Source organism: Bythopirellula superficialaquae (assembly GCF_059632245.1).
Genome location: NZ_CP197426.1, coordinates 3,155,165 through 3,169,977, shown reverse-complemented (window position 1 = coordinate 3,169,977; position 14,813 = coordinate 3,155,165). Strand labels below are relative to the sequence as shown.

Here is a 14,813-nt window from a genome sequence, read left to right as displayed (position 1 = left end):
GAATCTCTTTTTTCGTAAAAGTCGGTGGCCGTGAGTCTATGAGCCGTCGACAGATTGTATTCGTTTAAACCTGATCTAAAATTGCCTGCTGAAACATTCGTCGCCCCTGTCGAGTTGCGCGACACTGGCATATTGGCCCGTATTTCGAGCGTATCGGTGCGAATTCCCCTTCAATATCAAATCATGATGCCGCTGGTGGTGGTGGCAGCGGCGAGCTTAATGGCTGTTGGTGCTATCAATGCGCGGCGAGCCACGCAAGAAACGCAGGCTTCCATCGACCGCCAATTGCAGGGGGTGGTTCGGGTTCTGAAGTCTTCGAACTTTCCATTGACCGACGCGGTGCTGCGTCAAATGAAGGATCTTTCCGGCGCGGAGTTTGTTTTGATAAGTCAGGAAGGTTTGCCAATTTCCAAAAGTATTTCCCCGGGGTCGATGCAACTTCCCCGCACGCCGCTGGCGAACACGACTGAAGATGTCGCCTTGGGCCCGCAGATTTCCTTGGGTGATAAAGCGTACTTTCACACGGCCGTGGAATTGAAGCGGCCCTGGGGTGAGTCGGCAAGCGGTGTGCTGCATGTGTTGTTTCCTCGCGAACAGTATGACGCAGCTTGGAGGAGCGCGTTCTTGCCGCCGCTGGTGATCGGGATGTTCGCGGTTCTCGCGGTCGCTTTGGTGACGCAGTGGATCGCGCAAAGAATCAGCCGCAATCTCGCGCGCTTGGGAACCGGTGTGCAGCGCTTGGCCGGCGGAGAATTCAAGCCACTGGAACTCCCTGAGCGCGACGATGAAGTGCGAGATTTGGCCATCGCTGTCAATCAAACGGCCACACGGCTGAGCGAATACGAGCAGCATGTCAGGCAGACCGAACAAGTACGGACCGTAGCGATGTTGGGTGCAGGACTCGCCCATGAAATGCGCAATGCGGCGACGGGTTGCCGGTTGGCGGTCGATCTTCACGCGGAAAACTGTTCACTTTCAACAAGTGACGACAGTTTGACCGTCGCGAAAAGTCAGTTGCAACTTATGGAAAGCCGGTTGCAGAGTTTTCTGCAACTGGGCCGCGAAGATTCGACAACAATCAAACAACCCCTCGATTTGCAATTGTTGCTCGATGAACTGATACCACTGGTCCGTCCCGCGGCACGTCATACGAATGTGGCGCTGACTTGGGAACCGAGTCAAGCAGCCATCACAGTGCTCGCCAACCGTGAATTATTGAGCATGGTGATTGTCAATCTGTTGCTCAACGCGATCGAGGCCGCGCAGAAATTTTCCCACACGAATTCAGCTCAGGTGCAGGTTAGACTAGGGCTGACGGATAGCAATTCGGTTGAACTAGTAGTCAACGACACGGGGGCGGGAATGTCGGATACAGTGGCGGAAAAGTTATTCCAGCCATTTGTCACCACCAAGGCCGAGGGAGTAGGATTAGGTCTGGCCGTTGGGCAGCAAGTGGCCCAAGCCCATGGCGGCGAGATTGCCTGGAGCCGAACGAATAACCAAACAAGCTTCCGCTTGCGATTGCCGCTGCTGCTATAAGTTTGGCCTCCGAAGAAAGGAACGGAACATATGTCCAAAATACTCGTCGTGGATGACGAACAAGCCATTTGTTGGGGCCTCGAAAAACTGGGGCAGTCGCTGGGGGCTCAAGTTTTCGTCGCCTCATCGGCGGAGCAGGGGCTACGGCTCGCCGCGGAAAGTCAGCCTGATTTACTCATTCTCGACGTGCGGCTGCCGGGCATGGACGGTCTGAGCGCGATGCAGGAGTTTCGCCGTATTCTGGGCGAGGCACCAATTGTGGTCATCACGGCCTTCGGCGATTTGCCCACGGCCGTGAAAGCCGTGCAGAACGGGGCGTTCGAATATGTGCTTAAGCCTTTTGATTTGGAGGAAATTCGTGGCACGATCCGGCGTGCTTTGCTTGCGAATAAGGTGATGAGCAATCAACAACCCAACGAACAAACTGAGGGAATGGTTGGCAAGACACAAGTGATGCAGGCCGTGTTCAAGCGGATTGCCTTGGCTGCGAGTTCCGATGCGGCCGTGCTGTTGCAAGGGGAAAGCGGTGTTGGCAAAGCCACAGCCGCGCGGGCCATTCATCGCCACAGCGCTCGCTCCCCGGGGCCATTCGTGACGGTGAATTTGGCTGGCTTGGATGCAATTCAGGCCGAAGCCAAATTGTTTGGCGAAGGCAATGGTTACGCTCGGGATGGGCACTTGGCTGAAGCCACGGGTGGAACGCTGTTTTTGGCAGATGTGGCTCAGATACCATTCGGCGTGCAAGCCAAGTTGTTGCGAGCGCTGGAGTCGGGCGAAATTGTTCCAGCGGGGAGCGAACAGCCAATAAAAATGGATTGCCGTTTGATTGCGGCGAGCGACGAAAGCTTGCTTAGCAAAGTTCAAACCGGTGAGTGCCGGCAAGATTTGTATTTTCGTTTGAGCGCTTTTGAGATTGAGATTCCACCGCTGCGCGAACGACAGGCCGATATTCCTCTGCTGTCCCGGCATTTTGCACTCGAAAAACGTGGCGCCACGGTGAGCTTTGCCGAAGAGACAATCAATGAGCTGAGTTCGCGGCCTTGGTATGGGAACGTTCGCGAGTTGCGCAACGCGATCGAACACGCCCTCGTGGTTGCGCGGGCGGGGCTTGTGTTGCCAGAGCATTTGCCGGCGGCACTGCCGATGTTGCAGACGGAGTCGACAGGACTGGGATCGCACGACACCTTGGAGGAATTGGCCAAGCAACGGGCCACGGATTTGCTCGACGATCCCGAAGCCGAGGGCTTCGTCTACGAAAAGTTTCTTGAAGAACTTGAGCCCGCGCTATTAGCGAGTGCAATGGATCGTTATTCGAATGAATGCGCCCCCGCGGCACGGGCTTTGGGACTCCATCGCACGACGCTCAAACGCAAGCTCGATCAATACGGCATGACCAAGTAGGCCAACTTAACCGAGGGCAATCGCTCGGGCGAGCGGATGCAAGACCGCTTCTACGGCGTAATTGTCGACGACCTTCCGGCAAACTTCTTGCAAACGCACCAGCACGTCGAGATAAGTTTGTCCGGGTGGCAGGCTGCCGTAGTGGCGGGCCGTGACGTAAACGCTCAATTGCTCGTCTTGATAATCGCCCGTGCGAATCTGAAACGCATTGGTTCGCGATTCGACGCTCAAGCGGCATTGCAAACGGCAATCATCATCGAGCGCGATCGTGATACTGGGTTCGTGATTGATGATGGTCGCACCGGGCAGCGCTGCTAAACCTTCCACCGCGGGGCTAAGTCCCAAAGCCTCGGCCATCAATTGGTTGTGGTTGCCACGATAGTTAAAATCGAAGCCCATCAGCAAATCCATCGCCTCGCAATCGAGTGGGCTCACCGAAAGGGCATAGGGCGCGATGTCGAGCACGCTGCGATGCTGTACCAGCGCCGTATCAAACTCCTCGGGATTAACACAGCCCGAGGAAATTCTCCGAGGTTCGACGGTACACCAGCGATGGCTGGCACGATCTTTGTCTTCTTCCAACACAAAATCGCGGTTCTCGCGGGTGTAGAAGTTCCGCATCTCGGGATAGGCTTTTTGAAGCTGCTCGAAGAAATGCAGCACCGTTTCCCGATTGCTGGGAAGCTCCATCTCGGTACTGAGATTCATGTTGACGTAGTAGTCGTCGGCAAGCGAATGATACGAATTCATCGTGTGAGGGCATCCCAGTTGATCGGCCCGGAGTGACTCTGTTTCTCAATCCATGAGTTCCGGGCTTAATTTTAGTATAGGTATGGGCTGCCGACTTAGAAACCCCGTGAAAAACTGCACCATTGCAAGTTTTTCTTTGATCAGGGGAAAAATCGGCTATGATGAGCATGCTTAGAAATTCGTCGATTCCGAAGGAGGTCGAGGATGATTGTCGAGTTTGCCACGGAATTGGGATACATGTCGCTGGCCGTATTAGACGGCGAAGTCATTGGCATTTCGTTTGGGCATCCGTCGGCTCGAGCCGCGCGGCAGTCCCTTGAGCGGTTTCAGGCTGATGAAGGAAGCGACCAAATTTGCGAGGCCATGCTGGACAACTCGACGGCATCGGCGCGGACCAGCGATCACGTGGTCGACTTGTTAACTCGCTTCGCCGAGGGTGAGTCGGTGGATTTCGATGATGTGCCGCTCTCGCTATACGGCATGAGTGACTTTCAAGCCGAAGTTGTTGCCGCTTGCCGAGCGATTCCCCGGGGTAAAACTGTTAGCTACGGTGAATTGGCCGAGGAAGTGGGCCACACCGGTGCCGCCCGGGCCGTGGGGACGGTCATGCGCAAGAACCGCTTTCCCCTGATCGTGCCCTGTCATCGGGTGTTGGCATCCGGCGGGAAAATCGGCGGGTATTCTGCGGCAGAAGGTTTGGCGATGAAGCGACGGTTGCTAGATATGGAGCAATCTGACCGATTTGCAACATCAATCGCAAATAAGGTTCTCAGTGCAGCTATGTCTGATTAAAGTAAGGTAGAGACAGATTTCGACTTCAGGGAGTCAAAGTATGAGGCGAAGATTTGTATTGAAGGGTTGTGCTACATTTCTTTTGTTGCTCGCAGTAGCCCAGGCTGCTTCAGCCATCAATATCAGTCTCACTTACCCGAGCGGAGTTCTCTTTTCTGCCACACATGACACCGCAGCAAAGGCGGCCATTAATGCCGCCGCGAGCGACATTTCGGCGGCAATCACCAGCAATTTGACAGCCATTACAACTGACATCTACACAGGTACGAACGGTGCTGCAGAAGCAGAGTTCGACTGGAATTTCCAATACAACGATCCTGTGAATAGCACGTCGACCACGATAGAAAATGCAACGATTACCGCGAACACGGTCAGGATCATTGTCGGTGCCCGGTCAATAGGTGGTAACACATTGGGATTTGGCGGACCAGCAGGTACGGGGTTTAATCTGAGCGGCACATATAACCCCGCGAACCCCAGCCAATGGCCCGGCGCGGTCAACCAAGCCGAGAGCCTTTCAGAAGCGGCTTACACACGAGGTGGGGGACCGGTGATCGGAACCTTAACGGGATCATCGACAGTCGGAAGCTTTACAGACAATTACTCGATTGATGTTGGCATTAGCTACGGCTCATTGTCTCTCGACTGGGACGGCAACAACAACGGTGCAAAAGATAACGACACTGATTTGGGCAATTATTGGCATTTTGATCATACTATTTCCGTCGCTCCCGGTAAGAACGATCTTTATTCCGTAGCCTTGCACGAGATGCTGCATGCCATCGGCATTGGCGCTTCGGATACTTGGGACTCGAAGGTGTCGGGTACCAGTTGGACCGGATCGAATGTGATCGCCTTACAGGGGAGCGGAGCAGGGCTGATCAATGGCGCGGGCGACCACATCGCTTCGGGAGTGATGAGCACTCGTATTTCCGATGGTGCGGCCCAAGAAGCGGTGATGGATCCCACGATCACCATTGGAACCCGGAAATCGCTCACGGCGCTCGATTTGGCCTTTTTGCGAGATGTCGGTTACACGACCATCAACCCGACACCAGTGTTTAATCCGGCCGATTTCAATGAAGACGGCGACGTGGATAGTGCCGACTTGTTAATCTGGCAAAGCGCCTACGGCGTGAATCCCAACGGCGACACTGACAACGACGGCGACAGCGATGGCCGGGATTTTCTGTTCTGGCAACGGGCCTATACGGGGCCAGGACCACTTACATCAATCGTGGCTGTGCCCGAGCCAAGCACAATTCTGCTGCTGGCAAGTGTATTGTTACTGTCAGGCCGTTCGCTTCGTTAAGCGGCTTCCAGCGGACGACGCTGGGCAGCGTTTTGAATCCACCGCTTGATCTTCGCGGGAGAAGGTACTTCGCTGTTTCGCAAGATGCGCTGTCCCTGCTTCGATTGGCAGAACGCTTGAATCTTGCGAATCAGGTCAGCCACACGCGTGCCCGCGATTTGCTCGGGCGACGTGAAGCCACACGCCACCAGAAGCTGCGCCCCATAACCACGGAGCTCGGGGATTTGGCAGACGAGCCGTGCCTGCATTTGCCAATCGGCAATCGTATGGGCCGTAATATGATGCTGTCCCAGTTCCGCCGCCACGGACGCGGCATTGGCATTCAAGAAATCCGCGACCGTGCGAATCCCCACGGCATTGAAATACTTGGCCGCCTGAGGGCCAATCGAAGGTGCCGCTTCGATTTCGCTGTGAAGGCTCAAGTGAAATTGTGGTTCACGATCTGCGGATGTGATCGTTCGCAGTTTAGGTGCCTTCGGAGTTGGCGTTGTCGTGTTTCGTGCCGCGGGCTGACTTGGTTTGTTGGTATGTGTGCCGAGATGAACCCATTCGCGGATTTGCGATGCGTTGAATCGGCCAATCGCATTGGCAAAACGTTGCCCCCGATCGCTGCGCAAGAATTCGCGAATCGTGGCTTCGAGTTCGATAGGCACGGCCTTGCGTAATTCAGCAAAACTGCGAATCCCACAGGCCGTGAGAACTTGCGCGTCGTTAAGTGTAAGCCCCGGCACAGCGCACATGAGCCGCATATGCGATTGCCACAAGGCAACGGTTTCCGCAGTGACGGAAGTGCGATTCAATTGCGTGGCCACAATCACAGGGTCCGCGGCAATGAGCTGACCGACTTCGACAATTTGAATCTTTGCAAAAGCTTCAGTCGTGCCGCTGCCTAGGACAGGAAATTCTGCCAGCGAACTATTCTCGGTCAAGTAAAAGTGATGTTCCGGATTCACGCCAGGATCGCGGAATTGCAGGATGGGAGTAATTCTCCCGTCTTCCGTTTCACGGACTAAGCGAGTGAGCGTGGTTTCCGCGGTGGCCACTTCTGTGGCCGGTTCGGGAGCTACCTGACGGCGGAGGCGAGCCAGATCGTGGATTGTCGAATTGAGCGATTCAAATCGTCGCAGTGCGTCCATGTCTTCCGTGAAGACGAGAATCTGATGTCCCGCGCGAGCGAATTCGTCAAGCACACCTGCCAGAGCGGCACTGCCGCTGGCATCCTGGCGGAGGAACGGCTCGTCGAGAATCAACGGCAGATGCACGCCACGGCGAGCGAACGAAGAAACGAGCGCAAGCGTGAGTGACAGATACAATTGGTCATGTGCGGCTGTGCTCAGTGAACCCAGTTCGTAGGCTTGGCCGAGATGATCGATCACAACGGGATGACGGCCATCACGCTCCAAACGAATTTGGACGAGCTTACCAGCGGTAAGTTGCGCGAGAATATCGGAAGCCCGCCAAGTGGCTTGTTGTGTTGGAACAGTTTGAGTCGCTGGCTTGAGCGCTTCGCGTATCTTGATTTCCAACCGCTCCAGCTCAAACCGTTGCTCTTCGAGGCTGGCATTGCCCACGAGGCCGGCGCGTTCACGCTGAACATCGTTCCAGCGTGTTTCCAAATCGGCCAGATCATGGGCAAGTGCATCGGCCGCAGTCTGTAAAGTTTCCTGCCGCTGCAACAAGTGTTGATACTGAGCACGTAATTCGGCTTCTTGCGGATGACGCGTGCCGTAGCCAACCAGCAAAGGATCGGCATGGCTGACAAATTCGGCGTGATGATCGCATTGGCAATGTTCGACCGCTGGGGATTGAGGCCGCAAGAGAACGGGTTGCCCCACCGAATTCAATTCGTTCACCAACGATTCACGCCGGGAGAGCAAGTGTTCCAGGCGTTCGCTCAAATCGAGTTGGGCCCGCGAAACTTGGCGTGATTCGATGTTGAGTTGTTGCCGGCGGTTATAGCGTTCTTGTTCGGTCACCAATCCGCATAGCGTATAGACCTGTTGGCGAAGCATCGCGGCGACGGGGGACAATTTGGCATGCGAATCGTGCCCCAAACAGCGGCCCGGTTCATGCGCACGGGCGAGCAGGGCGACTTCACCGTCGAGGTCCGCCACGAGTTTTTCGAGCACATTGAGCGTTGTGCGGCTATCGGTTAGATAACTTACTCGGTCGGCCGTGCCATCGGGGGCTATTTGTGCCAATTCCGCGCGGACCACCGCTTCACGAGCTTGCAAATCATTGAGAGCTTGTCGGCAGCGCGTGATTTCGCTTTCCAGCTGCGTGAGTTCTTGGCGTTTGGCCTGCAGGTTGTGATCTTTGGCTTGCCTTGTGACCGCCGTTTCGAGCGACACATAGCGCAGGCGTGTTTCGCACTCGGCGATTTCGCCAACGACGACCCGCAAGTCGGCTTGCACGGCTTCGAGTTCGCGGCGTTTGGATTCGAGCAAATGTTCGATGTCGGCGAGTTCATTGGAGAGCACGCTGCCTTCTTGACGGCGGATCCCCAATTGCTTTTCAATCGCCTCGGCGATCGCATCACGCTGGCGGATGAGCTCATCCACGCGCCGGCGATCGAGCGAATTCGTGGGTTCGATTTCTTGACCCACAGTGCAGTAATTCCCCGCGCGGGAATTCAAATGCTTGCCATGATTCTTGGCTAGCTCGCGTGTGAAATCTTTTTTCAGCAACCAGTCGACCGACGGCGCTTCCGCGAAGTCGACTGCCATCAATTGGGCGATCACTTGCGGCGTGAGATCAGCCAGCAGTTGTTGCACCGTGCGGCTATCAACAGCCCCACCCCCCACGGCAGCCACTGTCAGGCGACTCGTGCGGTCGGTGTCCAAATGCCGGCGCAGCACAAAATTGCCGCGGGAACTTTCCACGACCAACCGGCCTTCGGTCAGCGGAACGGTTTGGCCGAACTGCTGCCGCCAGGGGCTATGCGATTTTCCGTAGATCAAGTGATTGGCAAGCTGAGCCACCGAGCTTTTGCCTGCGGCGGGCTTACCAAAAAATACGTTAAGCTGGGGATCAAGCTGCTCAATATGCAGGTCGGGCCAGGCCCCTCGTCCTTCGAGGCTTAGCTGGGCGATTCTCATGGGTTCTTCCTTGAAATAAGCAATCGTCGCGGACCCTAAGTGGTCGCGCGTCGCTGACCCCGGCGGAGTGGAGGTCGGCGAGTGCTAGAGCGGCTGGCAACGTACCGGATTACCGAGATTACCACAACACGGGTTTACTTTTGGCAAGTTGTGATAGCTGTGCCCTCGCATAGAGTGGGCAGGTTGTGCAAAATAGAAATCTTTCATTCTCGGCACCTTACCCAATCTACGATGAAGCAGCATACCGTTCGAGTTTTTCCGTCCGCCGCCACGCCACCGCGCGAAGAGCAACTCGCGTGGAAATTAGCCGAATTGGCCACCGATCCCGTGCCGGTCGAACCGGGCGTGGCCGAGATGGTGGCCAATCGCGTAATCGACAATGCCGCCGTGGCGGTGGCTGCTATCAATCGGCAGCCGGTGAGAACCGCGCGTGAGCAGGCGTTGGCTCATCCTCGCGAAGCGGGGGCAACGCTGTTTGGAATCAATAACGGCAAGCGGTTTGATGCCGAGTGGGCTGCGTGGGCGAATGGTACGGCGGTGCGCGAACTCGATATGCACGACACGTACTTGGCCGCGGACTATTCCCACCCGGCCGACAATATTCCGCCGATTCTCGCGGTGGCACAGCAGCTCGGTTGTTCGGGCGCGGATTTCGTGCGCGGCGCGGTGGTTGGTTACGAAGTGCAGATGTCGCTCGTGACCGGCATTTGCTTGCACAAGCACAAGAAAGATCACATCGCCCATTTGTGCCCTGCCCAGGCTGCGGGGATTGGGGCGATGCTCAAGCTCCCCACGGAAGTGGTCTATCAAGCAATTCAACAGACGGTGCATGTGTCGTTCACAACGCGCCAATCGCGGAAGGGTGAGATTTCCAGCTGGAAGGCCTACGCCCCGGCCCATGCAGGAAAGCTGGCCATCGAGGCGGTCGACCGTGCGATGCGCGGGGAACGAAGTCCTTCGCCGATATACGAAGGCGAAGACAGCGTGTTGGCTTACATGCTCGATGGACCGAAAAGCGAATATATAGTGCCATTAGTAGAACCGGGCGAGCCGCGACGAGCAATTTTGCAGTCCTATACGAAAGAACATTCCGCCGAATATCAATCGCAGGCGTTGATTGATCTGGCTTTCAAAATGCGCGAACAGATCAAAAGCATCAACGATATCGAGCGAGTCACGATCTACACCAGCCATCACACCCATTATGTGATTGGCACCGGCTCGGGCGATCCGCAGAAGTTCGATCCGACGGCCTCGCGTGAAACGCTGGACCACAGCATCATGTATGTCTTTGCGGTGGCACTCGAAGATGGGCGTTGGCATCATGTGGATAGTTACACGCCGGAGCGAGCGAGCCAGCCAGCCACGGTGGCGTTATGGCGGAAGATCGAAACCGTCGAAGATCCCGAATGGACCGAGCGCTATCACACAGCTGATCCCGCTAAGAAGGCGTTTGGCGGGCGCGTGGTGATCGAGTTCAAGAACGGCGAGAAGCTGAGCGACGAGCTTGCGGTAGCGAATGCCCATTCCTTTGGTGCTCGGCCATTTGCACGGGCCGACTACAAGAATAAGTTCAGCACGATTACAGCCGGTTTGGTGGAAGCCACCGAGCAGGAACGCTTTTTCGGATTGTGTGAGCGCTTGAACAATTTAACGGCGGCGGAAATCGGCATGCTCAACGTGCAACTCCCCGCAGGATCTGTCGATTCGACTGAGCGCAACACGGCGGGGATATTCTGATGAATGAAGTCGTTAATGCCGCCGAACGCCGTCAGCAGTTTCGTAGTGAACTGGCGAGTGGCAGGCTCCTGCGCTTTCCCGGTGCGTTTTCGCCGCTGGTGGCAATGTTGATCGCCGAATTGCAATTTGAAGGGGTCTACATTTCCGGCGCTGCGTTGTCGGCCGACTTGGGACTTCCTGATATTGGTTTAACGACCCTTACTGAAGTGTCCGCACGCGCGGAGGCTATCACACGGTCGGTGAATCTGCCCACGCTGGTGGATATCGATACGGGTTTTGGCGAACCCGCGAATGTCGCTCGCACCGTGCGAACGATGGAGCAAGCGGGACTGGCTGGTTGCCATTTGGAAGATCAATTGTTCCCCAAGCGTTGCGGACATTTGGATGGCAAACAATTGATCGGCGTCGACGACATGGTGCGAAAGATTAAAGCCGCCGTGGACGCGAAAACTGATCCCAACTTTTTGATCATTGCGCGCACCGACGCTCGCGGTGTCGATGGCCTCAACGCCGCCATAGATAGGGCACACCGTTATGTCGCCGCAGGCGCGGAGATGATTTTTCCCGAGGCACTCGTTGATGAAAAAGAATTCGCGGCGTTCCGGCAAGCGATCGACGTGCCGTTGATGGCCAATATGACGGAGTTCGGGAAATCGTCGCTCTTGAACACCAAGCAACTGACCGAATTGGGTTACAATTTGGTCATCTACCCGGTCACCACATTGCGGCTGGCGATGAAAGCCGTCGAAGATGGTTTACGCGTCATTGCCGACGAGGGAACTCAAGAATCCCTTGTGCCCAAGATGCAAACTCGCGCGCGGCTTTACGAACTACTTGGTTACGAAAAATACGCGGCCATTGATAAAGAGCTTTTTAATTTCAAACTGTAACGGCGGGACAATCTCATGACTGATTACGATAAATTTGTTGCCAAGAAGGGCCTAGAAGGGATTGTCTTCGATACGTCGGCGATTTCCAACGTGATCGCCACGGAAAAGGCGCTCTATTACCGTGGCTATCCAGCGCAGCAATTGGCTGAGAATTGCCGTTTTGAAGAGACGGCCTATCTGTTGATGCACGGCGAACTGCCGACACAGAACCAGCTTGAAGAATTTGAAAAGAAAGAACGTGCTGCCCGCGAGCTCAGTGCCCCCTTGCTCGAAGTCATCGAGCGTTTTCCCCGCAAGGGGCATCCGATGGATGCGATCCGTACTGCGGTCAGCTATTTAGGAATGGAGCCCGAATTTGCTGGCGACGAAACCGCCGAGTCGGCGTTGGCCAAAGGCACGCTGCTACTCGCGAAAATCCCAACGGCGATCGCCGCGTTTCAGCGGATGCGTCACGGCAAACCGGCGATTGCACCGCGGCAAGATTTGTCGATTGCGGCCAACTTCTTCCACATGTGCTTTGGCGAAGTTCCTGATCCGGTAGTCGTGAAGGCGTTTGATGGTTCACTCACCATGTACGCGGAGCATAGTTTCAACGCTTCCACTTTTGCGGCGCGGGTCGTCGTGTCGACGCTCGCCGATTTGTGCGGGGCAATCACGGGAGCAATTGCAACTCTCAAAGGGCCGCTGCATGGTGGCGCGAATGAAGAAGTGATGTACATGCTGCAAGAAATCGGCTCGCCGGATAAAGCCAAGGAATGGCTCGACAAGAAACTGGCGAAAAAAGAAAAAGTGATGGGCTTTGGCCATCGTGTTTACCGGTTGGGCGATTCGCGCGTCCCCACGATGACCAAATTCCGCGACCAAATGGCCGAACTCAAAGGCGAAAAGAAGTGGGTCGAGATTTCCAATATCCTCGAAGAGCACATGGTTGCTCAAAAGAAAATCTATCCCAACTTGGATTACCCAGCGGGACCGGCTTACTTTTTGATGGGCTTTGAAATCGACTTATTCACGCCGATATTCGTGATGGCTCGCACCGCGGGTTGGGTTTCGCATGTGTCCGAGCAACTGGCCGACAATAGGTTGGTGCGACCACTGGCCGAATACATTGGACCCGCGCCGCGTGAAGTTGTGACGCTGACGAATCGACGCTAGTTGCCCAACCGCGCGACGAACTCGCAACCGAATTCGATAAACGGGGGAGACAAGTCGCGTTGCCGTGCAACGCTAACAATCGCTTGGATCGCGCTACCGCTGGTCGCTGGAAATTTTAGGGCCAATAGATTGTGCGACAATGTTTGAGGAATCGCGAGCCCGACGCCGTCGCGCGAAATGTCTGTAAGAATCACTTTCATCACTTTGTTTTGGAGGACAAAGTTGTGATCCATTTCGACGGCTTGAATGACCATCGCGTTATAGACACGCTCCGAGCGTCGCTTTTCCAGATGCGCGGGTAGAGCACTCCGCGTCGCGAGCGAGGCAATGTGTCGGCGAATATGTACCGGAATATCGGGAAGTGTCGTGTCATCGAAATATTGATCGTGCAGGCGAATCAAACGGCCTTGGCGCTCGAGCAATTCTGGATGAGCCAGACCGACAAACGAGACGCCGCAGCCCGCGCAGATCCAGACGGATGATTGTTCCATGTCGCGTGAGATGCGTAGCGGCAGCGTTTTGACGCAATTTACGCAATCGATGAGCGGTAATGAGCCAACATCCGTGTTTTCGAGCACGGCTTCCATCGGTGGCCTGATCCTTGGTGCACAAATAAGATTGCAGCGACGAGAAATTTTGATTCGATATCAAAACCTATCTCACGAGTGTGGAGTACCCACCATAATAGATGTGTGGATTGTGGCATTTCCCCGAATGGTAATCGGATCAAAGCTTAAAAATGGCCAACTACGACGTGGTTGTTTTGGGAACAGGTGGCGTTGGCAGTGCCGCTTTAATGCAGGCGGCCTCGGCTGGGGCCCGCACAATCGGTATTGACCGGTTTATCGCGCCGCACAACCGAGGAAGTTCGCATGGCCAGACGCGAATCATCCGCCAAGCCTACTTCGAAGATCCACGCTACACGCCTCTGTTGCTGGAAAGCTACAAGCTGTGGAGTGAACTGGAAAGACACTCCGGCAAGCAACTTTTTTTTGAGTCGGGACTGTTGCAGGTCGGACCCGAAAATGGGCAAGTGGTCCCCGGCGTTCTTCAGGCTGCTAAGGAACATGGCCTATGCGTCGAGCACTATACGGCGCAGCAAGTCGAAGCCAAGTGGCCCGCGTTGCGGGTGCCCTATGAGTTGTCCTGCGTGCTCGAACCGCGTGCCGGATATTTGCTGGTCGAAGAATGCGTAGCCAGCTATCTGGAAGCAGCCAAGCAAGCGGGGGCGACCATTGCAGCGCCCTGTGAAGTCTTGGATTGGGAACCAGGGACCCCCATTCGTTTGCACACCACACAAGGAATGATCATCGCCGATAAGCTCATCATTACTGCGGGGGCGTGGGCTGAGAGTTTGCTCGGTGATCTCAACTTACAACTCGAAGTGCGGCGGAAGAGCGTCTTTTGGTACGCGGCGAGGCAACCGTATGCCAAGGTGCCTTGTTATTTATATGAACTGCCGCACGGAGTGTTTTATGGATTTCCCGAAATCGGAGGACGTTTGAAAGTCGCGGAACACTCTGGCGGGCAAACAATTCATGATCCACTGCAATACAATCGCGAGATCGAAGCTTACGACGCCGAGCGTGTGCAGAATTTTATTCAGGCACACTTGCCGGAAGTTACTAACGGCTTGGTGGAGCATCAAACGTGTTTATACACGATGTCACCCGACGAGAATTTCATTGTGGATAGACATCCTAGTGAGCCGAACGTCGTCTTCGCCGCGGGATTGTCGGGGCATGGCTTCAAGTTTGTACCGGTGTTGGGTAAGGCGCTCGCGGATATGGCGCTCGCAGGGGGGACGGAGTTGGCAGTGGAGTTTCTGGGGGCGGGGCGGTTTGGGGGGTAGCTGATGCAAACAATGCCAGAAGATCGGTATTCTCATGCGCCTACGCCCAGCCGGTGGCGGCGCAGAGTGATAATCATCACCGTTGTCGTTTTCCTCTATGTGCTCAGCATAGGGCCGGTGCTGGGAATCGCCTTTCGCTTGCGCGAAGCCACGCGCTGGGACGGCTTTTACGGCGTAATGTGGTTGTATTACCCTATGATAGTTTTTCACCCCGTGCCGATCGTCGATGGCTACATCGAATGGTGGGTCAGCGATGTTTTCAACACCGTGGGACCTGGGTAAGA

The 14,813-nt window shown here is 55.4% G+C and carries 12 protein-coding genes; 9 read left to right on the top strand and 3 right to left on the bottom strand.

Annotation, left to right across the window (positions count from 1 at the left end; all coding sequences use genetic code 11):
* The first annotated feature begins 156 nt into the window (after positions 1 to 156).
* Positions 157 to 1,539 carry a sensor histidine kinase gene (locus SH678x_RS12885; protein WP_496918861.1) on the top strand — a complete coding sequence of 461 codons (1,383 nt, stop codon included), beginning with the start codon at positions 157 to 159 and terminating at the stop codon, positions 1,537 to 1,539.
* A gap of 30 nt (positions 1,540 to 1,569) precedes the next feature.
* The gene (locus SH678x_RS12880) at positions 1,570 to 2,940 is read left to right on the top strand and encodes a sigma-54-dependent transcriptional regulator (RefSeq protein WP_496918860.1); all 1,371 of its coding nucleotides are present in this window, start codon (positions 1,570 to 1,572) and stop codon (positions 2,938 to 2,940) included.
* Positions 2,941 to 2,946: 6 nt separating this feature from the next.
* Here the strand turns inward: SH678x_RS12880 and SH678x_RS12875 are convergent, their stop codons facing one another.
* Positions 2,947 to 3,690 carry a hypothetical protein gene (locus SH678x_RS12875; protein WP_496918859.1) on the bottom strand — a complete coding sequence of 248 codons (744 nt, stop codon included), beginning with the start codon at positions 3,688 to 3,690 and terminating at the stop codon, positions 2,947 to 2,949.
* Positions 3,691 to 3,894: 204 nt separating this feature from the next.
* On the opposite strand from SH678x_RS12875, the gene SH678x_RS12870 reads away from it, so the two are divergent.
* Together SH678x_RS12870 and SH678x_RS12865 are read left to right on the top strand one after the other, a co-directional pair.
* Positions 3,895 to 4,482, top strand: coding sequence for a methylated-DNA--[protein]-cysteine S-methyltransferase (locus SH678x_RS12870; RefSeq protein ID WP_496918858.1), 588 nt, complete (start codon positions 3,895 to 3,897; stop codon positions 4,480 to 4,482).
* A gap of 40 nt (positions 4,483 to 4,522) precedes the next feature.
* A complete protein-coding gene (locus SH678x_RS12865) occupies positions 4,523 to 5,794 on the top strand; it encodes a hypothetical protein (protein WP_496918857.1) in 1,272 nt (423 codons plus the stop codon).
* Here the strand turns inward: SH678x_RS12865 and SH678x_RS12860 are convergent.
* A complete protein-coding gene (locus SH678x_RS12860) occupies positions 5,791 to 8,892 on the bottom strand; it encodes a DUF4332 domain-containing protein (RefSeq protein ID WP_496918856.1) in 3,102 nt (1,033 codons plus the stop codon). The genes SH678x_RS12865 and SH678x_RS12860 overlap by 4 nt on opposite strands.
* Positions 8,893 to 9,123: 231 nt before the next feature.
* Here SH678x_RS12860 and SH678x_RS12855 point away from each other — a divergent pair, with 231 nt between their 5' ends.
* From SH678x_RS12855 to SH678x_RS12845, 3 genes are read left to right on the top strand one after another with little or no spacing between them, the layout of a single operon-like run.
* The gene (locus tag SH678x_RS12855; RefSeq protein WP_496918855.1) at positions 9,124 to 10,632 is read left to right on the top strand and encodes an MmgE/PrpD family protein; all 1,509 of its coding nucleotides are present in this window, start codon (positions 9,124 to 9,126) and stop codon (positions 10,630 to 10,632) included.
* Complete coding sequence (prpB, locus tag SH678x_RS12850; protein WP_496918854.1) at positions 10,632 to 11,522, top strand: methylisocitrate lyase; 891 nt, start codon at positions 10,632 to 10,634, stop codon at positions 11,520 to 11,522. Before SH678x_RS12855 ends, prpB begins: the two co-directional genes overlap by 1 nt.
* 15 nt (positions 11,523 to 11,537) lie before the next feature.
* Positions 11,538 to 12,677, top strand: coding sequence for a bifunctional 2-methylcitrate synthase/citrate synthase (locus SH678x_RS12845; RefSeq protein ID WP_496918853.1), 1,140 nt, complete (start codon positions 11,538 to 11,540; stop codon positions 12,675 to 12,677).
* Here the strand turns inward: SH678x_RS12845 and SH678x_RS12840 are convergent.
* Positions 12,674 to 13,264, bottom strand: coding sequence for a hypothetical protein (locus SH678x_RS12840; protein WP_496918852.1), 591 nt, complete (start codon positions 13,262 to 13,264; stop codon positions 12,674 to 12,676). The two genes, SH678x_RS12845 and SH678x_RS12840, sit on opposite strands and share 4 nt — an antisense overlap.
* 152 nt (positions 13,265 to 13,416) lie before the next feature.
* On the opposite strand from SH678x_RS12840, the gene solA reads away from it, so the two are divergent.
* Both solA and SH678x_RS12830 read left to right on the top strand, forming a co-directional pair.
* Positions 13,417 to 14,529 carry an N-methyl-L-tryptophan oxidase gene (gene solA, locus SH678x_RS12835; protein WP_496918851.1) on the top strand — a complete coding sequence of 371 codons (1,113 nt, stop codon included), beginning with the start codon at positions 13,417 to 13,419 and terminating at the stop codon, positions 14,527 to 14,529.
* A 66-nt stretch (positions 14,530 to 14,595) separates the two neighbouring features.
* Entirely contained in the window at positions 14,596 to 14,811 is a 216-nt protein-coding gene (locus tag SH678x_RS12830) for a hypothetical protein (protein ID WP_496918850.1), read from the top strand.
* Positions 14,812 to 14,813 lie beyond the last annotated feature (2 nt).